The sequence below is a fragment of the Flavobacterium sp. T12S277 genome (assembly GCF_048514875.1).
Lineage (GTDB): Bacteria > Bacteroidota > Bacteroidia > Flavobacteriales > Flavobacteriaceae > Flavobacterium.
On the sequence record NZ_JBLYEG010000012.1, the window covers coordinates 173,924 to 196,590 of the forward strand.

At 35.6% G+C, this 22,667-nt stretch carries 22 protein-coding genes; 11 read left to right on the forward strand and 11 right to left on the reverse strand.

All coding sequences use genetic code 11. The features are described from left to right. Positions 1–129: 129 nt before the first annotated feature. On the reverse strand, positions 130–990 hold the full coding sequence (locus tag ACN1CN_RS17265) for a polysaccharide deacetylase family protein (protein WP_419136516.1): 861 nt from the start codon (positions 988–990) through the stop codon (positions 130–132). Between the two features lie 324 nt (positions 991–1,314). Here ACN1CN_RS17265 and tgt point away from each other — a divergent pair, with 324 nt between their 5' ends. From tgt to ACN1CN_RS17315, 10 genes are all read left to right on the forward strand, one after another. Next, a complete protein-coding gene (gene tgt, locus ACN1CN_RS17270) occupies positions 1,315–2,445 on the forward strand; it encodes a tRNA guanosine(34) transglycosylase Tgt (protein ID WP_041515562.1) in 1,131 nt (376 codons plus the stop codon). A gap of 67 nt (positions 2,446–2,512) precedes the next feature. Next, a complete protein-coding gene (locus ACN1CN_RS17275) occupies positions 2,513–3,601 on the forward strand; it encodes an LptF/LptG family permease (protein WP_419136517.1) in 1,089 nt (362 codons plus the stop codon). Next, positions 3,588–4,475: a DMT family transporter gene (locus ACN1CN_RS17280; protein ID WP_419136518.1), complete on the forward strand. Its 888-nt coding sequence runs from the start codon at positions 3,588–3,590 to the stop codon at positions 4,473–4,475. Before ACN1CN_RS17275 ends, ACN1CN_RS17280 begins: the two co-directional genes overlap by 14 nt. 112 nt (positions 4,476–4,587) lie before the next feature. After that, entirely contained in the window at positions 4,588–5,541 is a 954-nt protein-coding gene (locus ACN1CN_RS17285) for an acetyl-CoA carboxylase carboxyltransferase subunit alpha (protein ID WP_264525089.1), read from the forward strand. 139 nt (positions 5,542–5,680) lie between these two features. Next, on the forward strand, positions 5,681–7,225 hold the full coding sequence (gene dnaB, locus ACN1CN_RS17290; RefSeq protein ID WP_264525088.1) for a replicative DNA helicase: 1,545 nt from the start codon (positions 5,681–5,683) through the stop codon (positions 7,223–7,225). 137 nt (positions 7,226–7,362) lie between these two features. Then, positions 7,363–7,749, forward strand: a complete 387-nt coding sequence (locus tag ACN1CN_RS17295) for a hypothetical protein (RefSeq protein ID WP_419136519.1) — start codon at positions 7,363–7,365, stop codon at positions 7,747–7,749. Between the two features lie 144 nt (positions 7,750–7,893). Continuing rightward, positions 7,894–8,394, forward strand: coding sequence for a hypothetical protein (locus ACN1CN_RS17300; RefSeq protein ID WP_419136520.1), 501 nt, complete (start codon positions 7,894–7,896; stop codon positions 8,392–8,394). Continuing rightward, positions 8,391–9,182, forward strand: a complete 792-nt coding sequence (locus ACN1CN_RS17305) for a sensor histidine kinase (protein WP_264525085.1) — start codon at positions 8,391–8,393, stop codon at positions 9,180–9,182. Before ACN1CN_RS17300 ends, ACN1CN_RS17305 begins: the two co-directional genes overlap by 4 nt. A gap of 113 nt (positions 9,183–9,295) precedes the next feature. After that, positions 9,296–9,961 carry a response regulator transcription factor gene (locus ACN1CN_RS17310; RefSeq protein ID WP_264525084.1) on the forward strand — a complete coding sequence of 222 codons (666 nt, stop codon included), beginning with the start codon at positions 9,296–9,298 and terminating at the stop codon, positions 9,959–9,961. 342 nt (positions 9,962–10,303) lie between these two features. Beyond that, entirely contained in the window at positions 10,304–11,563 is a 1,260-nt protein-coding gene (locus tag ACN1CN_RS17315; RefSeq protein ID WP_264525083.1) for an asparagine synthetase B, read from the forward strand. Position 11,564: 1 nt separating this feature from the next. On the opposite strand, the gene ACN1CN_RS17320 is transcribed toward ACN1CN_RS17315, so the two are convergent. The 10 genes from ACN1CN_RS17320 to thrS form a co-directional block, all read right to left on the reverse strand. Then, on the reverse strand, positions 11,565–12,368 hold the full coding sequence (locus tag ACN1CN_RS17320; RefSeq protein WP_419136521.1) for an endonuclease/exonuclease/phosphatase family protein: 804 nt from the start codon (positions 12,366–12,368) through the stop codon (positions 11,565–11,567). A 466-nt stretch (positions 12,369–12,834) separates the two neighbouring features. After that, positions 12,835–13,503: a response regulator gene (locus ACN1CN_RS17325; RefSeq protein ID WP_264525081.1), complete on the reverse strand. Its 669-nt coding sequence runs from the start codon at positions 13,501–13,503 to the stop codon at positions 12,835–12,837. 10 nt (positions 13,504–13,513) lie between these two features. Next, a complete protein-coding gene (locus tag ACN1CN_RS17330; RefSeq protein ID WP_419136522.1) occupies positions 13,514–15,292 on the reverse strand; it encodes a tetratricopeptide repeat-containing sensor histidine kinase in 1,779 nt (592 codons plus the stop codon). Continuing rightward, the gene (locus tag ACN1CN_RS17335) at positions 15,292–16,767 is read right to left on the reverse strand and encodes a tetratricopeptide repeat protein (RefSeq protein WP_419136523.1); all 1,476 of its coding nucleotides are present in this window, start codon (positions 16,765–16,767) and stop codon (positions 15,292–15,294) included. The genes ACN1CN_RS17330 and ACN1CN_RS17335 overlap by 1 nt, the downstream gene beginning before the upstream one ends. Before the next feature lie 415 nt (positions 16,768–17,182). After that, the gene (locus ACN1CN_RS17340) at positions 17,183–17,617 is read right to left on the reverse strand and encodes a carboxymuconolactone decarboxylase family protein (protein ID WP_264525078.1); all 435 of its coding nucleotides are present in this window, start codon (positions 17,615–17,617) and stop codon (positions 17,183–17,185) included. A 217-nt stretch (positions 17,618–17,834) separates the two neighbouring features. Then, positions 17,835–18,407 carry a Crp/Fnr family transcriptional regulator gene (locus tag ACN1CN_RS17345; RefSeq protein WP_419136524.1) on the reverse strand — a complete coding sequence of 191 codons (573 nt, stop codon included), beginning with the start codon at positions 18,405–18,407 and terminating at the stop codon, positions 17,835–17,837. Positions 18,408–18,541: 134 nt separating this feature from the next. Continuing rightward, complete coding sequence (rplT, locus tag ACN1CN_RS17350) at positions 18,542–18,886, reverse strand: 50S ribosomal protein L20 (RefSeq protein ID WP_017498429.1); 345 nt, start codon at positions 18,884–18,886, stop codon at positions 18,542–18,544. A gap of 101 nt (positions 18,887–18,987) precedes the next feature. After that, positions 18,988–19,185 (reverse strand): 50S ribosomal protein L35, encoded by a 198-nt coding sequence (gene rpmI / locus ACN1CN_RS17355; RefSeq protein WP_007810722.1) that lies wholly within the window; start codon positions 19,183–19,185, stop codon positions 18,988–18,990. Positions 19,186–19,319: 134 nt separating this feature from the next. Then, positions 19,320–19,871, reverse strand: a complete 552-nt coding sequence (gene infC / locus ACN1CN_RS17360) for a translation initiation factor IF-3 (RefSeq protein WP_072974136.1) — start codon at positions 19,869–19,871, stop codon at positions 19,320–19,322. Between the two features lie 22 nt (positions 19,872–19,893). After that, positions 19,894–21,840 carry a threonine--tRNA ligase gene (thrS, locus tag ACN1CN_RS17365; RefSeq protein WP_264525076.1) on the reverse strand — a complete coding sequence of 649 codons (1,947 nt, stop codon included), beginning with the start codon at positions 21,838–21,840 and terminating at the stop codon, positions 19,894–19,896. 358 nt (positions 21,841–22,198) lie between these two features. Between thrS and ACN1CN_RS17370 the strand changes: the two genes are divergently transcribed. After that, positions 22,199–22,667, forward strand: a 469-nt coding sequence (locus ACN1CN_RS17370) for a hypothetical protein (protein ID WP_419136525.1), incomplete at its 3' end; no start/stop codon positions are given.

The following is a 22,667-nucleotide window of genomic DNA, read 5'->3' on the forward strand; positions in this document are numbered from 1 at the left end:
AATTGTTTTGATTTTATAAAGCCAAAAAGAGGCAGGGCCATGGTTTCAAAGCCTGTTTTGTGTGTCATCAGGGTTTGTAAGAATTCAAAGAAAACAATTGACTAATTACCAAATTATCTCATTGTCTAATTATCTAATTAATCCAATCTCCCGCCAGGTGATTAATTGAATGTTATTTTCTTGTAGTTTTCTGCCACATTCTTCACTGGTAAAAAAGTCAAAGTCGATTTGACGCCAGGCCGAGCCGAAATTAGGGTGGTTCACGGTGATGCCCTGCATTTCAAAGTCGTCAAAAGCGGGATGCAGCAAGAATACATTTAAACCCGGGATCGCATTGTCTAAGGCTTTGATGTACGAATTTCTTAATTCTCCTTTTTCAAAGTCGCTAAAATATCCAATCAAAAGATTATCGGTCAAAAGCATATCTTCAAAATTGTATGCTTCGTCAGATAAACGAATGGATTCAACAAATTGCTGGTTGATGAAAACCGGCAGTTTGTATTGTCGGCCGAGTTCTTTGTAGATTTCTAAAATCTCCGGAGTTACACCAATGCTGCACATGTGCGAGTCCAGGTGGGTAGGTTGTATTCCGAATTGCAATGCTCTTTCGATTTGAGCCGTAAGTTCTTTTTTGATTTCTGATGGTTTTGCATGATTTTTAAAATCAGCTCTGGATTTATAGAAATGACCGTTTGCATCGGTTAAACTAGGAACTTCTGAAAGCGGAAGTACCGGACCAAATTTGTAATTTTCCCACTCACAGGTAAGCGTGAGATGTACACCACAGTCATATTGCGGATTGTTTTTGGCGAAGTTCGCCATTTCGAAAAACCACGGACAGGGTGTCATGATGCTATAGGAGTTTACGAAGCCGTTTTGGAGTGTTTGTATCGTGGCCTGATTTTCAGAATGTGATAAACCCGCATCGTCGGCATGAATGATTAACAGTTTGGTGTTTTCAGGATATCCAAGTTTTTGAGCTAAATTCATTTGTTTGTTTTATTTTTTCGTCACACAAATTCGCAGTTTTTTTGGCCTGCGGTTTTTACCAAATTTAAGTTTTTTTACTGAATCGTTATGTTTTTTTGTGCTGTGAATGGAACTAGATTAGTTGTAAGTCTCAAATTCCAAATTCCAAATTCCAAATTCCAAATTCCAAATTCCAAGTTTCAGGTTTCAGGTTTCAAGTTCGGGTGTAAAGAGTAAGCATCGGCCCTACATTCATTATCAAATTGACTAATTGTCTAATTACCTAATTAACTACTTAGAATTTCCTGAAATTAGCCTATCTTTGCCGACTGAAAAAAGAAACAGATGAAGTTTGATTTATTACAAAAAGATCCGCAATCTAAAGCGAGAGCGGGAAGTATTACTACAGATCACGGCGTAATCGAAACGCCTATTTTTATGCCTGTTGGTACAGTGGCTTCTGTTAAAGGGGTACACCAGCGCGAACTTAAAGAGGATATCAATCCGGATATTATTCTTGGAAATACCTACCATTTGTATTTACGTCCGCAGACTGAAATTCTTGAAAAAGCAGGCGGATTGCATAAATTTATGAATTGGGATCGTAATATTTTGACTGATTCAGGTGGATATCAGGTATATTCACTTTCTAATAACAGAAAAATTAAAGAAGAAGGCGTAAAGTTTAAATCACATATTGATGGTTCGTATCACTTTTTTTCACCGGAAAGTGTAATGGAAATCCAGCGTACCATTGGAGCCGATATCATTATGGCTTTTGATGAATGTACACCTTACCCATGTGATTACAGATATGCACAACGTTCGATGCACATGACACACCGTTGGTTAGATCGTTGTATCAACCATTTGGACAAAGTGCCTTATAAATATGGATACGAGCAGACCTTTTTTCCAATTGTTCAGGGTAGTACTTATAAAGATTTGCGTCGTCAGTCGGCAGAGTATATTGCAAATGCAGGACAACAAGGAAATGCTATTGGAGGTTTGTCTGTAGGAGAGCCTGCAGAAGAAATGTACGCCATGACCGAAGTGGTTTGTGAAATTTTACCTGAAGATAAACCGCGTTATTTAATGGGAGTTGGAACTCCGATTAATATCTTGGAAAATATTGCTTTGGGAATTGATATGTTTGATTGTGTGATGCCAACCCGTAATGCCAGAAATGGTATGTTGTTTACAGCAAACGGAACCATCAACATCAAAAATAAAAAATGGGAAGCTGATTTTTCACCAATTGATGAAATGGGGCATACTTTTGTGGATACCGAGTATACAAAAGCCTATTTGCGTCACCTGTTTGCCGCTAATGAATATTTAGGAAAACAAATTGCAACGATTCATAACCTTGGTTTTTATATGTGGTTGGTTCGTGAAGCAAGAAAGCATATCTTAGCTGGCGATTTTAGACCATGGAAAGAAATGATGGTTAAAAATATGAGTCAAAGACTATAAAAAAAGTTGATTTGTTTAATCGTTTATTCGGTTAAACGGTTAAGCAAATAATCGATTAAACTTTGCTATGTTAACGATAATAGATAAGTATATTTTAAAAAGATATTTAGCCACATTTTCGGTGATGATCTTGTTATTTATTCCGATTGGGATTGTGATTGACGTCTCTGAAAAGGTGAATAAGATGTTGGAAAATAAAATTCCGTTTACCGCAATTGCGATCTATTATTACAATTTTACGGTATATTTTGCGAATTCTCTGTTTCCGATATTTTTGTTTTTGTCGGTAATTTGGTTTACTTCAAAACTGGCCAATAATACAGAGATTATTGCAGTGTTAAGTTCCGGAATTTCGTTTTCACGTTTCTTAAGACCTTATATTATTGGTGCTTCGATCGTTTCGATTTTTGTGCTTTTAATGGGGTTTTTTATTGTTCCTGCCGCCAGCGAAGGGTTCAATAACTTTAGATATACGTATTTAAAGGGGAATGGAAAAGTAGAAATGCTGGGTAATAATACAAACGTATACCGACAAATTAACGACAACGATTTTATTTTTGTCAATAGCTTTAATGAAGAGTCTAAGACGGCTTTTAATTTTACGTTAGAGCATTTTGAGGGTGAAAAGTTAACGTATAAAATTACCGCCAGCCGTATCAAATGGGATCCTAAAACAAAGACCTATAATTTGTACGATTATACCAAAAGAACGTTAGGAGAATTAAATGATCAGGTCGAAAAAATTCCGGAAAAAAGAGTGGCTTTCAAATTTGAGCTGGCCGATTTAACTCCGGTAGTTTATATTGCAGAGACTCTTCCATTGGGCAAACTGATTGATTTTATTGAGAAAGAGCGTAAAAGAGGTTCGGGAAATATCAATACCTATTTAGTTGTACTGTATAAAAAATACAGTGTACCCGTTTCTGCTTTTATCCTTACGATTATTGCTGTGGCAGTTTCGGCAATGAAACGTCGCGGTGGTATGGGAACCAATTTGGCAATCGGAATTGCAATAGCCTTCGCCTTTGTGTTTTTTGATAAAATATTTGGAACACTTGCCGAAAAATCTACCTTCTCACCTTTATTTGCTGTTTGGTTTCCGAATATTGTTTTTGGAATTTTAGCGATTTACCTACTACGTAATGCGAAACGATAATTTAAAAAGTTATTTAAATCTTCATTTAATTGTTTTTATCTGGGGTTTTACGGCCATTCTTGGTGCTTTGATAACCATTGATGCCGAAAATTTGGTTTGGTTCAGAATGCTTCTTGCAGGAGTTTTTCTGGCCGCTTTTATTGTATACAAGAAACAATCTTTTATCATCTCGGCTACCTCTTTCGCAAAGCTTATTTTTGTCGGACTGCTGATTGCGCTTCATTGGATTTTCTTTTTTAGAGCCATTCATGTATCCAATGTTTCCATAACCCTCTCGATATTTTCGTTAGGAGCATTTTTTGCTTCGCTGTTAGAACCGCTTTTCTACGGAAGAAAGATTTTATTCTACGAGGTTTTCTTCGGATTGATTATTATCGCCGGTTTAGCACTGATTATGAAGGTAGAGGTGAAGTACCTGCACGGCATGTATTATGCATTGGCAGCTATCATACTGGGAGTTTTGTTTACGTTAATGAACGGAAAATTAATCACAGAACACGACCCTTCGGTAATTACCTTTTATGAGTTTGCTGCGGGAGTTTTCTTTATTTCAATTTATTTTTTAGTACAGGGAAAATTCAATGCTGACTTTTTTACCATGTCCCTAAACAACTGGGGTTTGTTGCTTCTTTTGGCTTCGGTTTGTACGGCATATGCCTTTACAGCTTCGGTGAAAGTGATGCAGAAATTAACCCCCTATACGGTGATGTTAACGACTAATTTAGAGCCGGTTTACGGAATTGTACTAGCCTATTTTATCCTTGGCGGAAAAGAAAAAATGAGCACAGAATTTTATATTGGCGCCCTGATAATCGTAATTACAGTTATCCTAAATGGCGTTTTTAAACATTATAAAAACAAGAAGGAAGTGTAATAATTTCCTTATTTTTAAATTACATTTTTATATTTTAAATACGATTTAATTCAACCAATGATATAATATTTTTATATTTGCGGTTCGATTTACAAACAAAATTCAAAAATCCATGGAATATTTAGATTTTGAGCTTCCAATAAAAGAACTTGAAGAACAGTTAGAAAAGTGTGTTATAATTGGAAAAGAATCTGATGTTGATGTAACACCAACCTGCAAGGAAATCAACAAGAAATTAGAACAAACTAAGAAAGAAATATACAAAAATCTTACAGCCTGGCAACGTGTTCAGCTGTCAAGACATCCAAATAGACCTTACACTTTAGATTATATCAAAGCAATTTGCGGAGATACTTTTTTAGAACTTCATGGAGACAGAAGCTTTAAAGACGATAAAGCGATGGTGGGCGGATTAGGAAAAATAAACGGTCAATCGTTTATGATCGTAGGTCAGCAAAAAGGTTTTAATACCAAAACACGTCAGTACCGTAATTTTGGTATGGCGAATCCTGAAGGATACCGTAAAGCTTTGCGTTTGATGAAAATGGCAGAGAAGTTCGGAATTCCGGTTTTAACTTTAGTAGATACTCCGGGAGCATACCCAGGACTTGAAGCTGAAGAAAGAGGACAGGGAGAGGCAATCGCGAGAAACATTTTTGAAATGGTTCGTTTGCAAGTACCTATCATCACCATTATTGTAGGTGAGGGAGCTTCGGGAGGAGCATTAGGAATTGGTGTTGGAGACAAAGTATACATGTTAGAAAATACCTGGTATTCTGTAATTTCTCCGGAATCTTGTTCTTCAATTTTATGGAAAAGCTGGGAGTACAAAGAACGTGCTGCCGATGCTTTAAAATTGACTTCATCGGATATGAAAAAACAAAAATTAGTGGATGATGTAATCCCGGAACCATTAGGCGGAGCACACTACGACCGCGAAACTACTTTTAAAACAGTAGCCGAGTACATCACTAAAGGATATAATGAATTGAAAGACTTATCAACACATGATCTGATTGCCCAAAGAATGGACAAATACAGTAAGATGGGGGAGTATAAAGAGTAAATTCTTACAAAACGAATTAGAATCCGAAGCCTTACAGTTTCGGATTTTTTTTTGGTTATGAACAAAAAAACATATTTATAAACAATTAATAGTTATAACTCGATAGTAATTTTTTTTTAAATTTTGCTACTTTCGCTATATGGAAAATTTCAAGAATGTAAATCCTGTAAAGGTAGATAAAACCACAATTATTAGCTTAGAAAAAGGGAAGCTTCCTCCGCAGGTGCTTGAATTAGAAGAAGCTGTTCTTGGGGCGATGATGATTGATAAAAAGGGGGTTGATGATGTAATTGATATTTTGCAGGCTGATGCTTTTTATAAAGATGCACATAAATTTATTTTTGAAGCGATCGTGCAGCTTTTTACTGAAACACAGCCAATCGATTTGTTGACCGTTTCTTCTCAGTTGAAGAAGAATGGAAAACTGGAATTAGCAGGAGGAGATTTTTATTTAATTCAGCTGACTCAAAAAATTGCCTCTTCGGCGCATATCGAATTTCACTCTCGTATTATTCTTCAGAAATTCATTCAGAGAAGTTTGATCCGAATTTCGTCTGAAATCATCGAAGCGTCTTACGATGAAACAGCCGATGTATTTGATTTGCTGGATCAGGCCGAATCGAAATTATATGAAGTAACGCAGGGAAATATCAAGCGTAGTTCGGAAACAGCCCAGAGTTTAGTACTTCAGGCTAAAAAGAAAATTGAAGAGATTGCCAAAAAGGAAGGATTAAGTGGTGTTGAAACCGGTTTTCATAATCTGGATAAACTGACTTCGGGATGGCAGCCTAGTGATTTAATTATTATCGCGGCGAGACCTGCGATGGGAAAAACGGCCTTCGTACTTTCAATGGCGAGAAATATTGCCATTCAGTATGGACATGGGGTGGCTTTGTTCTCTCTGGAGATGGCATCCGTTCAGTTGATTACGAGGCTTATTTCCTCAGAAACAGGATTGTCATCAGAAAAACTTCGTACCGGTAAATTAGAACCTCACGAATGGGAAATGTTGAGTACCAAAGTAAAAGATTTGGAAAAAGCACCTTTGTTTATTGATGATACACCTTCGCTTTCTATTTTTGACTTAAGAGCAAAATGCCGTCGTTTGGCTTCGCAACACGGAATTAAAATTATCATTATTGACTATTTGCAGTTGATGACTGCCGGAGGAAATAATAAAGGAGGAGGAAATCGTGAGCAGGAAATCTCTACTATTTCCCGAAACTTAAAGGCTCTCGCAAAAGAGTTAAATGTACCGGTAATTGCACTTTCACAGCTATCGCGTGCGGTAGAGACCCGTGGATCAAGTAAACGTCCACTTCTTTCGGATCTTCGTGAATCGGGGGCGATTGAGCAGGATGCTGATATTGTTTCGTTTTTGTACCGTCCGGAATACTATAAAATTGAGGAATGGGATGATGACGAGGCTTCGCCTACTGCAGGTCAGGCGGAGATTATGATCGCGAAACACCGTAATGGTGGTATTGAAAACATCCGATTGAAATTCTTAGGACACCTTGGAAAGTTTGACAACCTTGATGATTTTTCAGGAGGTTACGATGATTTACCATCCAAAATGAATCATGACGATAGTCCTTTTATAACCAAAAGCCTGCCTTCGGCCAATGAAGCTTTTGGCAGTAACTTAAACGACGACGAAGACGACAGCGATGTCCCATTTTAATAAAACAATTTAGCCTCATTTTGAGGCTTTTTTTATGCTTAAATATTAATACTTTTCCTAGAAAATTCTGTAGTTTAGCCAAACAATTGCGCAAAGCAGTTCTAAATTAAATTTTAACCCAAAAACAAATTTAAATTATGTCAGAAGAAAAAAAGTTAGGATCAGTTGAAGTCAGTTTAGCTGTTGGTCAGGAATGGGCCCGGAAATTTCGAAAGGCCAAAATAGATGGCAGAGAAAAAGTGGATGCTTACCTCATCCCGATCGAAAGCCTGAAACTGGTAATGGACCAGGATATTGATGCCGTACGTGCTTACGTAGGGATCAATAATGCCGGAGAGCAAAACTTAATGCTTGTTGGTACAAAAAAAGACCCAAAAACAGGTATTTATGTTGATGTTTTCAAACAACAGCAATCCTTAACCGGTGCAAGAACTGCAGGGGAAGGTGAAGGAGAAGATGTTCTTTACGATGCATCTCGTCCGTGTCCGCCATACACCGATCCAAATAGTCCAATGAACCAATAATTAATGGATAATTTTCTAATATTTTCAGGTTATTTCGTCCTCTTACTGAACCTGATTTTATATACATATAGCTTTTCCCTCCGGGGAAAAGCTAATGTTTTCTTAACCGCTTATGTGGTGTTTTTGTTTGTTAATCAATTCACTATGGAGCTGCTGTATCGTTTTCAAATTGAAAATTTGTTCCTTGTAAATGTCTATTTTATAGGGCAAATGGTTTTATTAGGACTGTTTTATAAATCGATTTTAGGAATTAAAAGGCAAAAAGTATTTGTAAACTGGAGCCTGGCCTTGATGTTATTGATTCTGGTGGTTCAGTGTTTAATCAAGCCCGATCAATTTTTTAAATTTAACTTGTTTGTCATTACAGCAACTTCTTTATTAAGTGTTGTGTATGCTTTATTGCATTTCTATAATATGTTAACGGACGACAGACAGTATTATTATTTTACTGTTGGATTATCGTCTTATTTACTGGTAAGTACTGTCCTTTTTATAGTAGGCAACCTTACCCTCGGATTAAGCGATGACCTGAAATATTTTACATGGAGACTCAATGCTTTCTTCGTATTGTTATATTATCTTTTTATTTTATATGAGTGGAAAGTAAGTTTTAACCCGAAAAAGAAAATAAATAACGAGCTATGAGTGGAATCCCGGTTTACGAAAAAGAGATAGTGGCTATCATTCTCTACACATCATGTTTTTTTATGGTTGTAGCCTTTTTTTTAATTGCGTTTTTTTATTTTTCCAGAAAGAAAATTATTCAGAAAGAAGTAGAAAAAAGAGATCTGGAAATTCAATACCGTAAAGAACAAGTACATGCCGTTATTGTGACTCAGGAAGAAGAACGAAAGCGAATTGCACAGGATTTACATGACGATATCAGTTCTAAACTGAATATTGTATCCTTAAATTCACACATACTCTCATCTCCAAACTTAACCGAAGCAGAAATCAGTGAGATTACGGGGACTATTATAAGTCTTACCGCAAAAGCACTCGAGAACTCCCGAAAAATTGCACATAACTTATTACCCCCTGTTTTTGAAAAATTTGGTCTGAATGCCGGTGTCCGCGAACTTTGTGATGAGTTTGAAAGCAGCAAGAAAGTAAAAGTACATTACCACAATGAAATTGAATTTGATCCTAAAGATATTGATCGTCATTTGCATGTCTTCCGAATTTTGCAGGAACTAATGAACAATTCTTTGCGTCACGGAAAAGCAACTGAAATTTGGGTTGATTTTAAGATGGAAGATGAAATTCAGACCTGTTATTATAAAGATAACGGAATTGGTTTTGATACCGAGAATTCCGAAAATCAGAAAGGATTAGGGATGAAAAACATCGATAGCCGTATTTCATTTTTGAAGGGAAATATCGAAATTCATTCGGAAATTGACAAGGGTATTAGCGTAGTTTTTACTTTTTAGGTTAAAATATGGTAATAAATAGGGTTTTTACTTAAGATATTGCGGTTGTAGTACTTTTTTTCGCTCCATATTTTGTAATTTCGGCTTACCAAACGACCAAAAACAAAAATCAAATGAGTGCCGCTATTAAAATTGCTTTAGTCGATGACGAAGTTTTATTCCGTAAAGGAATTTCTTTTTTATTGCAAAGAGAGGATAATATCGATATTATCTTTGAGGCATCTAATGGAGAAGAACTTCTGACGAACTTAAATAACAGTGTCATTAAACCTGACATTATTATTATGGATTTGAAGATGCCAATTTTGAATGGTGTCGAGGCTACAAAAATTATCCGGAAGTCATTTCCAGAAATTAAAATTATCGCGCTGACCAGTTATGATACCAAATCATTTATTGCCAATATGATTCAGGTAGGAGCAGTGGCTTATTTAATCAAAAATACCACTCCAAAAGATTTAATTCATACCATCAATCAGGTTGCCAAAAAAGGGTTTTACTATAACGAAAGCGTTCTGCAAACCATTCAGGAAACCATTATCTCCAGCAAGACCTCAAAAGGAAATTTGGAAACAGGTTTTCTTTCACAGCGTGAAATAGAGATTCTTCAGTTGATCTGCCAGCAGAAAACAACTTCAGAAATCGCTGATCATCTTTATTTGAGTCCCAGAACCGTAGAAGGGCACCGCAACAACTTACTCCTTAAAACTGAATCTAAGAATATTGCCGGTTTAGTAGTCTATGCGATTCAGAATGAAATTGCCGTTTTAACACTATAAATTGATTAGCTTGTTAAATAATGTATTGACAGTGCATAATACAAAACTATAATTAACACTAGCACAACAATTCCTATTTTTTGTATCATATTCAATCCCTTTGGTTGTTTATTACCATCATTAAGCTTCATGCCTTTTTCTTTTTCATTGATTATTTTGACGACCGGGGGGAGAGCAAATGTAAGAATAATGTACTTCTGTGAAATAGGTGTTTCTACGTGATTTTACACAACATGCATAATATTTTTGCAAGTATTTTTTAACATTTGGATACTTATAAAACCGAAACAACTGTTGTGTTTTTCAAAGGTTCCTTTATATCTTTACTAAAATAAAATTCTAATGAAGAAGTGCTTACTTTATAGTTTCATATTGCTACTTTCATTTACGGCAAAGGCCTCGTTTATCTTACTTCCGATGGACGAAACCACACAACAGAATCATCTGAAAGCATACGGAATTACCTATTGGTGTTTAAGCAGAGACTATAAAGCGAGTTGGCTCTTAAATTATCGCGGAGGCTCATTTTTGCTTCCGGATGCCGACGAAATTCGCAAAGAATGTAAGATCAGAGGCGTGAGTTTTGAAATACTTTCGGATGCTGAAGAAGCTTCTATACTCAATGATATTTCGAGCCCGTCACAAAATATGGAATCGGTTATTTTAGAAAAAGCTCCTAAAATTGCCGTGTACACGCCCAAAGGGAAACAGCCTTGGGATGATGCGGTAACCTTAGTTTTAACCTATGCCGAAATTCCCTTTACACCCATTTATGATGAAGAAGTTTTAAGCGATCAGCTGCTTCTTTACGATTGGCTGCATTTGCACCACGAAGATTTTACCGGACAATATGGTAAGTTTTACTCTGCTTATAAAAACACACCCTGGTACATAGAGCAAAAAAAGGATGCCGAAGCTTTGGCAGCAAAATTAGGCTATCCTAAAGTTTCTCAGGAAAAAGGAGCGGTTGCAAAAAAAATCAGAGACTTTGTAATTGGAGGTGGATTCATGTTTGCAATGTGTTCTGCCACGGATAGTTTTGACATTGCACTTTCGGCAGATGGAGTAGATATTTGCGAAGCTATGTTTGATGGTGATGCCAGCGAATCCAATTACCAATCAAAATTAAACTACGGAAATTCGTTTGCCTTTAAAGATTTTACATTAGAACGAAGACCGGAGGTGTATGAATTCTCAGATATTGATATGACGTCAAAACGTAAAATTCCTATGGAGAAAGATTATTTTTCTCTAATGGAGTTTTCTGCAAAATGGGACCCGATTCCGAGTATGTTATGCCAGAATCATACCCAGTTAGTAAAAGGGTTTATGGGACAAACCACTTCATTTGATACCGATTTGATAAAATCAAATGTGTTGATAATGGGGACTTGCGAGCTAAATGGAGAATCAAGATACATTCATGGCGAAAAAGGAAAAGGAATGTTTACTTTTTTTGGAGGCCATGATCCCGAAGATTTTCAACATCAGGTTGGAGATCCTCCTACTGTTTTAGATTTACATCCTAATTCGCCGGGCTATCGTTTGATTTTAAACAATGTTTTATTTCCTGCGGCAAGAAAGAAAAAGCTAAAAACCTAGTTTAATTCAGTGAAAACTCAATCCAGATTGGAATGTGATCGGATATTTTACGGGCTTCCTGTAGCGAATTGAATTTTTTGTAAAACGAAACAATACCTGAATTGATATAGGTTAGCGAGTTTTTGCGGTAAAAAATATTATCAAATTCTGATGCCAGACAAACTGTCTCTTTGCATTTTTGTTTTAGAGTTGTTTTTTGATTCTGCAAACTAGAATTGTACCCCATTTTTTTCAAGGGCGTAAACACAGAATGAGATTGCGGGCAATTGAAATCGCCAATAAACACCAGATTTAAATTAGAATATTCTTCCGGAAGGTGTTTAAAATACTTGATTTCGGTTTCAGGTTGCTTCGATTTAGTAATCGCATGAAAATTAACCAATGTAACCATCTTTTTATTGATTTCAAAAGTTCCAAAATAAGGTTCGCGATCAATTTCTAAATGGTATTTTTTTTCCAGCCAGGCATTTCCTTTCAGTTTTACTTTGCTGGTTTTCCAGATAAAAGCATAACGTTCTGTTTTATAACTCGTCCCGCTTGTTGGATTGCTTATCGTATAATCCCACTTTGTTCCTTTATTGTTTAAAATGGCAGCTAGTTTTGCAACAGCCTGTGAACCGCCATATCCTGCCACGACTTCCTGAATGGCAATAATATCATAAGCAAGAACAGTGTTTGCAATGAAATTTAATTCGGATTCAGATTTAGATTTTCCTAAGTTCTCTATATTCCAGGATAGGATTTTAGTTTGTGAGTAGGTGAGAACCGAAAAAAGGAGGAGGGTAAAACTTAAGATAGATTTCATGCTGTATTTAAATATTCAAATATAAGCATTTCAAATTCCGACTATGGAGTGGGGAAATACTATTTTTAATTTCAATGAGAATCGTTCTTTGACAGATTCTCATTGAAATTTTTAGTATCAGTACGTTTGAGTTTAATGTTTTTTATACCTGTTTTTTAGAGCAGTACCAATTATTATGATTTGCAAAACAAGTAGTGCGGGTATAAAAATAATTTTCCAGTCTACTTCCAGCCATCCTGTTTTTTCAGAAACGAAAGCAAAACTTAAGGACAAAAAAAGACAAAGTAACATTGTTTTCATTATGATTCTGTTTTTGGTTGTATTAATCTTCGAAACAAAAACCTGCAGAAAATTTCTTTTAAAACTATTTTTGTGTTTGATTTTCATTAGTTGACTAATAGATTCATACAAAAATAGAAGTATTAAAAACCATTTCCTTACGGGAAACCGTAAAAGCAATTAAAATTTAAATCAACCCAAAGTCTTTTGCAATGGCAATTAAGTGCACATTGTTGTTGGCTTTAAAGTAAATTTTCAATTTATTGATGCGTTTTTCAATACTGCTGGTACCGTTTGGAGTAATAGAAGTAGCCTTAAATTCGTTTGATATATTTTCTAAAATGTAACCTTGCGCCAGGAGTTTTAAGATCGAAATGTCATAAGATTCGATTTCAAACAGTACTTTTTCGTTAAAATTGAAAGACAAATCGGAAGAAAGTATTCTTTCTTCATTTCTAAAAGTACCTTCAATGGCTTTTCTTAATTCGGCAATACTATTTCGTCCTTTCGATACATAAGCACTAATCCCTAAATCAAAAAAAAGCGATTTGATGCGATAGGACTTGTCTTCAATCGAGAAAACTATTTTTTTTAATCCGGGCTGAACCTCGTTTGCCGCTTCAATCAGCTCTTCACCTCCATTCAGGCTAATTTTGCGGTGGTCTTTTTTGAACGATAAATCAGTGATTAACAAATCGTAGGGTTCGTTATCTTTTAGGGCCTTTTTTATTTTAATTAATCCGTCATCACAATATTTGACATGATCGATTGTGGGAACCTGTAGTTCTTCAAGTGCTTGAATTACGGCAATACTTATACTGTCTAAATCTTCGGCAACTAAAACTTTTTTGAACATATTACTTTGTTTATTTGGGGAAATTGAAACTTAATTTAAAACCTGTTTTAGAATTGGAGTCAAAAATAATATTTCCATTTATGGTTTTAATACGGCTTTCCACATTTTGTAGTCCATTTTTTAAAATTAATGATCTGTTATAGGCTCCGACCCCGTTATCGCTGTAATTAATCGTTATTTTTTTTTCAATATCTTTAAAATTCAGGCTCACTAAGGTCGCCTGGCTGTGCTTTTTCATGTTTCCAAATAGCTCCTGAAGGATTCTGTAAAGTATAATCTTCTTACCTTTTTCTATTTCATTCCAGGAAATCTGATCGAAACCATTCAGAATAATATTTAAATCGGCTGTTTTAAAACCGGAAATCATTTCTTTTAAAACTGTGCTGTAATTTTCATCGGTTACAATCGAGCTGTTTTCTTTAGAGATATTCCGGGCTTTAGCATAAATAGCATTGAGGCTGTTTAAAAGCTGGTCTTTGTTTTCTTCCTGTTTTAAATCGGTATGTGCTGAAAATTTTAAGGTTTGATAAACATCTTGTGCTAATTCATCGTGAAGTTTTTTAGAGATTCGGATTTCACTTTGAAGAATAGCATCGTTTTTTTCTTTTCTGCTTTTAGAAAGTAGATGAACAAATACCAATAAACTGATCATTGTAGTTGAAAACATAACAATGTAGGAAACAATATTTCGTTTTTTCTGCCTTTCTAACTGTAATTCATTCTCGGCTTTTTGGGCTTTAAGCTGAAAGTTTTCTTCTTTATTCTGATTGGAACTGTATTTTATGGTTGAAAATTGATTCTTGGATTTTCTTCGGGCAATCGTTAGGCTGTCTATTATTTTGATATAGGACAAAGCGTATTTTTTTAATTCTTTTCCTTCCGATTTTGTAATTAAAGACGACAATGAGTTGGCCTTGAAGGTAGCCGAATTTGCTTTGCAGGCCGACTGGTACTCCTTTTCCGCGTACAGTTTTGACAGCGCAGGATTTGTTTTAGAATAATACAAGGCAAGATTATTATAAGAGCTCACCAATTCATAGTCTTCGTTCAGCTTAAGTTTTATGGCCGAGCTTTTTTTAAGACAGTCCAAGGCCCGTGGATCTCCAACTTCATAGTAACAGTATCCCAGATTTTCCAATAAAATGGCATAGGCATTTGCTGTTTTTATCGAGTCCGTTTCATGTTTGATTTTCCTTTTGGCTAAAGGCTCGAGTATATCAATGACTTTTTTGTATTTCTTTTGATTGAGATAAATGTTGGATATATCACATAAAATTACCGCCTTTTTATAGGGAGAAGTAGCTAGTTTTAATGCTTTTTTATGATAGAATAAGGCGTTATCATCGTCATAGGTAAAATAGTAATTGTAGGCCAAGAGCGTATAAGTGTTGTACGTAAACTTGGGCTTACTTGTTTTTTTAAGATGCGGCAAAACCATTGCAATGGATTCTTCGCATGCAATATAGTTACTCATATTTTGTTGCAGATTGGCAATAGACAAATAGGAGTAAACATAGTCATCGGCATAATGGTCTATCGGTTTGCAAAGCTGAGTGGCTTTTTTATAATAAAAATAAGAATCGGCATAAGCTCCTTTGTCGAATAGTTTATCGCCCTGATCAATATTTTTTTTAATGGCGGCAGTTCTTTCTTTATTTTCGATTCGTATTTTCTTCGTTTCGGTTTTTCGAAATGGATATGAAAAGGCCACAGCGACTAATCCCAGGAGCAGCAATACGAAAACAGATCGTAAGAAGATTTTATTTTTTAGGAAAGAAGAGATTTTCATTATCGCAATGGGAATTTTAGGACCACTTTAAAACCTTTTTCTGTTGCCGAATCAATATGAATTTCTCCTTTTATAGCCAAAATTCTGCTCTCTACATTATAAAGGCCATTTTTAAACTGGATCGTATTAAGATCAATTCCTTTTCCGTTGTCAGTATAGCTAATCATTACCGTTTTGTCTGTTTTTTTAAAATTGATTGTAACAAGAGTGGCTGCGCTGTGTTTGTTCATATTTACCAATAATTCCTGTACTATTCTGTAAACGGTGGTCTTTTTGGTTTTTTGAATTTCGTCCCAGTCGATCGTTTCTATGTCATTTAATAAAACATTGGTGCTAGGAGTATTGAATCCTGCGATCATTTTTTTTAAATTAAGAACATAATTCTCTGAAGTTATCGTTGGGTTGTTCTCTTTAGAGATGTCCTGCGTTCGCGAATATATCGCTTCCAGATTATTCAATAATTGTTCTTTATTCTCTGCTATAGAAAGATTTTTGTTTTCGGCAAAAGCCATGGTGTGGTAAATGTCATTGGCCAGTTCGTCGTGTAGTTTTTTGGCAATGCGTGTTTCGCTTTGATAAGAAGCTTTTATTTTGTCTTTATTTCCTTTTGAAGTCAGATAAAAATAGAGCACTGTAACTAAACTCAAACAAAAAGCAATAATAATATACGAGATGATATTTCTGTTGCGTTGTCTTTCCAGCTGTGTTTCGTTTTCTACCTTATGGGTTTTGAGTCTTAAATTTTCATTCTTTTCTTTTTTGGAGTCGTATTTGATTTTGGCATATTGATTTTTGGCTTTTTGTCTCGCTTCAAAAACACTGTCAATCAGATTCACGTAAATAATAGAGTATTTTTTTAATTCCCGATCAGAGCTGTTTTTGATGATAAGTTTTAGTGTTGACAGACGTTCGTCAATAATATTGATACGACTGAATTTCTCATAGCTCAAAAGCATATATTTTTTGGCTAGTACAGGATTACTTTCTTCATAAAACTTAGCAAAATGCTGATAGCTTTTTCCTAAGTCAAAAGAATTATTTTGCTTTTGTCTTATCGAGAGGCTTTTTTTGAAATAGGATAAGGCCTCCTCTAAGTCATTTATTTTAAAATAACAAAAGCCAATATTGTCTAATGCTTTTCCCTGAAATTCGTCATTGTCTGCAACTTCCTTCTTCGTTACTAAAGACAGAAAAATCTGGAGCGCCTCATAGTACTTTTTTTCCTCCATTAAGATCACTGCGATGTTGTTTTTGGCCGCTAGCTTTCTCCACTCTTCTGTTTTTAACCGCAAGGCTTTCTGATTGTACATCAGAGCATTTTTATAGTCGTAGGTGTTTAAGTAATTGATGCTTAAAATAACGTACGTACTCCATATTTGCGATTGTTTCTTTACATGTTTGAGATGGGGTAGTCCTTCTTTGATCGTATTCTCGCTGCCCGCATAATCGGCATGATCTTGCTGGATCTCTGCCATGCGGTTGATAGAATTAATGTAGTTCTCGGAATCTGTTACAGGGTCACAGAGAAATTTTAATTTGTTGTAGTAAAAAAATGCGCTGTCAAATTCTTTGCGTTCATAAAAGCGATTGGCAGTAACGATCGTTTGGTTAACTTCAGCTTTTGTATTTTTTGATTTCGGGTTATTCGAAGTCTTTTTCTGACAGGAAAAAAGAAATAAAAAAGTAAAGATAATATAAAGGAAAGTCCGCATTCTGTAAGGTATCATGAGCCAAAAGTAAAGAATTATAGTTCTTAAAAAAGCGTATAAATACCTGTTTTTATTTAATTTTTATTTTTTATTTTGGGAGGTTATTTTAAGAAAAAACAGACAAGGCTTTGATAAAATAAAGCTTTGTCTGTATTAGTGGGTTAATTTCTTTGGGAATTGATTAAGAAACTCTCAATCCCGTAGTTATAGCGATTCTGTTCCAGGAGTTAATCGTAATGATTGCCAGAATAATTTCGGCCAGATATTGATCATCAAATAAACTTGCGGCATTTTGATAAGTCGCATCCGAAACGTGATGGCTAATGAGTGTCACTTCTTCCGTTAGGGCTAAAATGGCTTTTTCTTCCTCCGTATAAATATCAGTATCACGCCAGGCGCTTAACAGGTAAATGCGTTGTTCAGAGATACCGTGTTTGCGTGCGTCAACGGTATGCATGTTAATGCAATGTGCACATCCGTTTATTTGCGAAGCACGAATTTTAATCAACTCTTTGTGTACAGGCGTGAGTGAAGTAGTCGAAATGTATTTTTCTAAGTTAAGTAATGCTTGGTAAGCCTGAGGAGCTGCTGTTGGGATAGGGATTCTTGGTTTCATTTGAAGTGTTTTTAAAAGTTTGATACAAAGATCATGGATATCTGCTTTGAAAAACTTGAACTACTTCAAGAAAAGTATTGAGTTGCTGAGATTCTAAGGTTCTGAGTTCGCTAACGATGTATATAAAAGTACAGGATTTGTTTTTTTGATACTCTAAAAACCAAAAGAAGCTTAGTGCCTTAGTATCTTAGTACCTGAGAACCTTAGTTGCTTATAATTAAACTTTTCCTGCTCTGATTTTGCTCATAAACTCAGCTGAAAAATCAAGGTAGGAGGCAAGCATGTATTGCGGAACGCGCTGAACAAACTCCGGATTCAGATCATTAAAGTGATGGTATCTTTCTTCTGCCGACATGGTGAACAGGAATTTAATGCGCATTTGTGCTGCTCCAAAAGACTTCTGTGAAACAATACGAAAGTAGCGTTCCAATTTCGGAATTTGGATGAGTATGGATTCCAGTACAGATTTTTCTAAGGCAATAACCTCAGAATTCTCTACAGCCTGAATATAAAAATGGGATGGAACATGGTTGTGATAGCTCAGATAATCTGTAATCCACCAGCTTTCAATTCCAAATTGAAGGGTTTGTTCTGTGCCTTTTGAATTAATGATGTATTGGCGCATGCATCCTTTTACGATAAAATACAAAGTATTGCAAACTTGTCCTTCTCGTAGTACATGGTCTTTCTTTTTAATGGTCGCTAAACTTAAGGCAGTTTCTAAGAGAGCAACTTCAGAAGCTTCGAGTGTTACAAACTTTTCGATATGAGTAAAAAGTGCGGTATACATTTTTATAGGTTTTATACAAATGTAGTTTTAAAAATTAGAATTTGAAAAACCTCTATAAAGCAAAAAACCATCCCGTTTAAACGAGATGGTTTTTCTATGATAAGTAAGTAATCTAAATTTAGTTTATAAAACGTTTATTTTACTTTATTAAGTATTGCTTTGAAAGCTTCAGGGTGGTTCATCGCTAAATCTGCAAGAACTTTACGGTTCAATTCGATTCCGTTAGCTTTTACTTTCCCCATGAATTGAGAATAAGACATTCCTTCTAATCTAGCTCCAGCGTTGATACGTTGAATCCATAAAGCACGGAAATTTCTTTTATTCTGTTTTCTGTCACGGTAAGCGTAGCTCATCGCTTTCTCTACCGCATTCTTAGCAACTGTCCAAACGTTTTTACGTCTACCAAAGAAACCTTTGGCTTGCTTCATTATTTTTTTTCTTCTTGCTCTTTTAGCAACTGAATTTACCGATCTTGGCATAATTTTAATGTGTTTTTGTAGCAGGCGTCCTGAATTGAATCAAAGGAACTTAAAAGCCATACTCCAAGGTTATATAAATAATTTTTTAACCTAAAGAATTATTAGATAATTCTTAATTGTTGTTTGATGCTTTTCATATCTGTTGAGTGAACTAGCGCTGAGTGTGTCAAAGCTAATTTACGTTTTTTAGATTTTTTAGTCAAGATGTGACTTTTAAAAGCATGCTTTCTTTTAATCTTTCCAGAACCAGTAACTTTAAAACGTTTCTTGGCGCTAGATTTTGTTTTCATTTTAGGCATTTTTCCTAGTGTTTTAATTTATTCTTACTTACTTATATCTTCAAAAAGCTTTAGGCCTTAGGCTCTAGTCTTTAAGCATAAGTTTTATCAAACTCTTGCTTAAAGACTATTGCTTATTGCTTATTGCAAATAATTTATTTTTTCTTTTTCGGAGCAATGAACATAATCATTCTCTTTCCTTCCAAAACAGGCATTGCTTCAACTTTACCGTGCTCTTCCAGATCCGTTGCCAAACGTAATAATAAAATCTGACCCTGATCTTTATAGATGATAGAACGTCCTTTGAAGAATACGAATGCTTTTAATTTCGCTCCTTCTTTAAGGAACTTCTCAGCATTCTTTCTTTTAAATTCGTAATCATGCTCATCCGTTTGAGGACCAAATCGAATCTCTTTTACGACAACCTGCGTAGACTTAGCTTTTAACACCTTATCACGTTTCTTTTGTTCGTAAACGAATTTCTTGTAATCCATGATTTTGCAAACCGGTGGTTCAGCATTTGGCGAAATCTCAACTAAATCCAGTTCAAATTGATCCGCTAATCGTAAAGCTTCAGCAAGCTTAAATACACCTGGTTCGATGTTTTCGCCTACTAATCTTACTTCTTGTACGCCACGAATGTTATTGTTTATTCTGTGGGCATCCTTTTTTTCTACTCGAGGTTGGTAACCTCTGTTGCTTCTTATTGCTATGACTTTATAATTTAAGTTAAACTGTAAAAACTTTTAATGTCTTTTTTATTTCTTCGTTTACAATTGCGACAAATTCATCAATTGTAACTGTAATATTGCCTTTTCCTTCTTGCCCGTGACGACGGATAGAAACAGTTCCGTTTTTCTCCTCTTCCTCACCAACAATCAGCATAAATGGAGTTTTCTGCATCTCAGCATCTCTAATTTTCTTACCGATAGTTTCGTTTCGGTTGTCAATTAGGGCGCGAATTTCGTGATTTTCTAGCAAATCTAAAACTTTTTTAGCATATATTTCGTATTTCTCGCTCAAAGACAAGATTATAGCTTGCTCCGGCATTAGCCAAAGTGGGAAATTTCCTGCAGTGTGTTCTAGTAAAATTGCGATAAAACGTTCCATTGATCCAAAAGGAGCTCTGTGAATCATAACCGGACGGTGTAATTCATTATCTGCGCCTTTGTAGGTTAATTCAAAACGCTCCGGCAAGTTGTAATCTACCTGGATCGTTCCTAATTGCCATTGTCTTCCTAAAGCGTCTTTAACCATAAAGTCAAGCTTCGGACCGTAGAAAGCAGCTTCACCGTATTCTACAACTGTATTCAGTCCTTTGTCGGCTGCTGCGTTGATAATCGCATTTTCGGCTTTCTCCCAGTTTTCATCAGTACCAATATATTTCTCTCTGTTTTCCTGATCTCTCAATGAAATCTGAGCAGTAAAGTTTTCAAAACCTAACGAGCCAAATACATAAAGTACCAGGTCGATTACTTTTTTGAACTCTTCATCTAGTTGCTCCGGAGTACAGAAGATATGGGCATCATCCTGAGTAAATCCTCTTACACGAGTCAGTCCGTGTAATTCACCCGATTGCTCGTATCTGTATACAGTACCAAATTCTGCGTAACGCTTCGGTAAATCTTTGTACGACCATGGTCTTACATTGTAGATTTCACAGTGGTGAGGACAGTTCATTGGTTTCAATAAAAACTCTTCACCCTCAGCAGGAGTGTGTATCGGCTGAAAACTATCAGCGCCATATTTTGCATAGTGACCAGAAGTAACATAAAGTTCTTTTTGTCCAATATGTGGAGTAACAACTTGTTCGTAACCTGCTTTCTTTTGAGCTCTCTTTAAAAATTGTTCTAAACGATCTCTAAGGGCGGCACCTTTTGGTAACCATAATGGCAAACCTTGTCCAACTTTCTGAGAGAAAGCGAACAGTTCAAGTTCTTTACCTAATTTACGGTGATCACGACGTTTTGCTTCTTCTAAAAGTTCAAGATATTCAGTCAGATCCTTTTGTTTAGGGAAAGAAGTTCCGTAAACACGAGTAAGCTGTTTGTTTTTCTCATCACCTCTCCAGTAAGCACCGGCAACACTCATCACTTTCATTGCTTTGATGATTCCGGTATTCGGAATATGTCCACCACGGCATAAATCAGTAAAAGTAGCGTGATCGCAAAATGTAATTGTTCCGTCTTCAAGATTCGAAATCAATTCTGTTTTGTAAACGTTGTCTTTGTACATCTCTAAAGCATCAGCCTTACTTACAGGACGCATTTTAAATTCGTGTTTTCCTCTTGAAATCTCAAGAACACGATCTTCGATCTTTTTAAAATCAGCGTCAGAAATCTTTTGATCTTCAAAGTCAACATCATAATAGAAACCGTTCGCAATTGCAGGTCCCAGAGTTAGTTTAATTCCAGGGTACAATTCTTCAAGGGCTTGTGCCATTACGTGTGAAGTTGAATGCCAGAAAGCTTTTTTTCCTTCAGCATCATTCCAGGTATATAAAGTAAGACTACCGTCGGTCGTCAATGGAGTTTCGGTTTCAATTGTTGTACCATTAAAAGATGCCGAAATCACGTTTCTTGCAAATCCTTCACTAATGCTTTTCGCAACCTCCATCGGAGTTACGCCTGAAGCAAACTCTCTAATTGACCCGTCGGGTAAAGTAATCTTAATCATTGTTTATAATTTTGTGAATGCAAATATAACGCATTACGGAAATACACACAATATATAAATACATGTTTATACTATAATATATATGTAGTAATGGTGTGGATTGGTATTCTTGATTTTTGAGTCCTTATATAGTATGGTGTTGTTTCTTGTTTATAAGGTAGGGATGGTGGCTAAGCTGGTTTGTGGGTTTTATTGAAGTTTTTGCTTTGAAATGCGTTTTGATTGTTGTTGGAGTGGGTAAAGTGATGGTAGGTGATAAGGATGTTGTGTGTTGTGCTTGAAAATTTGGTAATAAATATTGTGTGAAGCAGGAGAAATTGTAAAATTCACGTGATATTGACTGGTAGAATTGTGATAAATGAAATTTGTTAAAGAAAAACCTTTCAAAACTAAAAATAGATTAATTTCTAAAAGAGGTGTTATCAGAGTGTTAACAAAAAGTTTTCAAAAACATCAAAAATACTTGTCTAAAAAGCTTGTGAAAGCGAATAAAGTGTCTACTTTTGCACCCGCAACAGCGACAGACGTTCACCGAAATACTGGCAAGAGAGAGAATCAAAACGAAAAGAAATTTTCAAATAAAAATTCAAAAAAAGCTTGCGAGAATGGAAAACGGATATTACATTTGCACCCCGCAAAATATGCGAAGCTCATTGAAAGATTGGAAGGAGAAAGAAGTAAAGTTGAAAAGAAATTTTCTAAAAAAAACTTCAAAAAACTCTTGCCATTTAGAAATAAGTTTTCTACTTTTGCACCCGCTTTGAAATACAAGCCAAACACAAGAAGACACGTTCGTAGACATATTGAATTGACAGCCGTTTTAACAG

What these genes read in the sequence shown, in the direction of transcription:
- ACN1CN_RS17295 (WP_419136519.1), top strand. Translation starts at nt 7,363, where the DNA reads ATGTCAGAAGAAAAAAAGTTAGGATCAGTTGAAGTCAGTTTAGCTGTT.
- ACN1CN_RS17320 (WP_419136521.1), bottom strand. Translation starts at nt 12,368, where the DNA reads ATGAAATCTATCTTAAGTTTTACCCTCCTCCTTTTTTCGGTTCTCACC.
- ACN1CN_RS17285 (WP_264525089.1), top strand. Translation starts at nt 4,588, where the DNA reads ATGGAATATTTAGATTTTGAGCTTCCAATAAAAGAACTTGAAGAACAG.
- ACN1CN_RS17305 (WP_264525085.1), top strand. Translation starts at nt 8,391, where the DNA reads ATGAGTGGAATCCCGGTTTACGAAAAAGAGATAGTGGCTATCATTCTC.
- ACN1CN_RS17345 (WP_419136524.1), bottom strand. Translation starts at nt 18,407, where the DNA reads ATGTATACCGCACTTTTTACTCATATCGAAAAGTTTGTAACACTCGAA.
- ACN1CN_RS17265 (WP_419136516.1), bottom strand. Translation starts at nt 990, where the DNA reads ATGAATTTAGCTCAAAAACTTGGATATCCTGAAAACACCAAACTGTTA.
- ACN1CN_RS17315 (WP_264525083.1), top strand. Translation starts at nt 10,304, where the DNA reads ATGAAGAAGTGCTTACTTTATAGTTTCATATTGCTACTTTCATTTACG.
- tgt (WP_041515562.1), top strand. Translation starts at nt 1,315, where the DNA reads ATGAAGTTTGATTTATTACAAAAAGATCCGCAATCTAAAGCGAGAGCG.
- ACN1CN_RS17335 (WP_419136523.1), bottom strand. Translation starts at nt 16,767, where the DNA reads ATGGCAGAGATCCAGCAAGATCATGCCGATTATGCGGGCAGCGAGAAT.
- rpmI (WP_007810722.1), bottom strand. Translation starts at nt 19,185, where the DNA reads ATGCCTAAAATGAAAACAAAATCTAGCGCCAAGAAACGTTTTAAAGTT.
- ACN1CN_RS17275 (WP_419136517.1), top strand. Translation starts at nt 2,513, where the DNA reads ATGTTAACGATAATAGATAAGTATATTTTAAAAAGATATTTAGCCACA.
- ACN1CN_RS17325 (WP_264525081.1), bottom strand. Translation starts at nt 13,503, where the DNA reads ATGTTCAAAAAAGTTTTAGTTGCCGAAGATTTAGACAGTATAAGTATT.
- ACN1CN_RS17280 (WP_419136518.1), top strand. Translation starts at nt 3,588, where the DNA reads ATGCGAAACGATAATTTAAAAAGTTATTTAAATCTTCATTTAATTGTT.
- thrS (WP_264525076.1), bottom strand. Translation starts at nt 21,840, where the DNA reads ATGATTAAGATTACTTTACCCGACGGGTCAATTAGAGAGTTTGCTTCA.
- ACN1CN_RS17310 (WP_264525084.1), top strand. Translation starts at nt 9,296, where the DNA reads ATGAGTGCCGCTATTAAAATTGCTTTAGTCGATGACGAAGTTTTATTC.
- dnaB (WP_264525088.1), top strand. Translation starts at nt 5,681, where the DNA reads ATGGAAAATTTCAAGAATGTAAATCCTGTAAAGGTAGATAAAACCACA.
- ACN1CN_RS17300 (WP_419136520.1), top strand. Translation starts at nt 7,894, where the DNA reads ATGGAGCTGCTGTATCGTTTTCAAATTGAAAATTTGTTCCTTGTAAAT.
- ACN1CN_RS17330 (WP_419136522.1), bottom strand. Translation starts at nt 15,292, where the DNA reads ATGAAAATCTCTTCTTTCCTAAAAAATAAAATCTTCTTACGATCTGTT.
- rplT (WP_017498429.1), bottom strand. Translation starts at nt 18,886, where the DNA reads ATGCCAAGATCGGTAAATTCAGTTGCTAAAAGAGCAAGAAGAAAAAAA.
- ACN1CN_RS17340 (WP_264525078.1), bottom strand. Translation starts at nt 17,617, where the DNA reads ATGAAACCAAGAATCCCTATCCCAACAGCAGCTCCTCAGGCTTACCAA.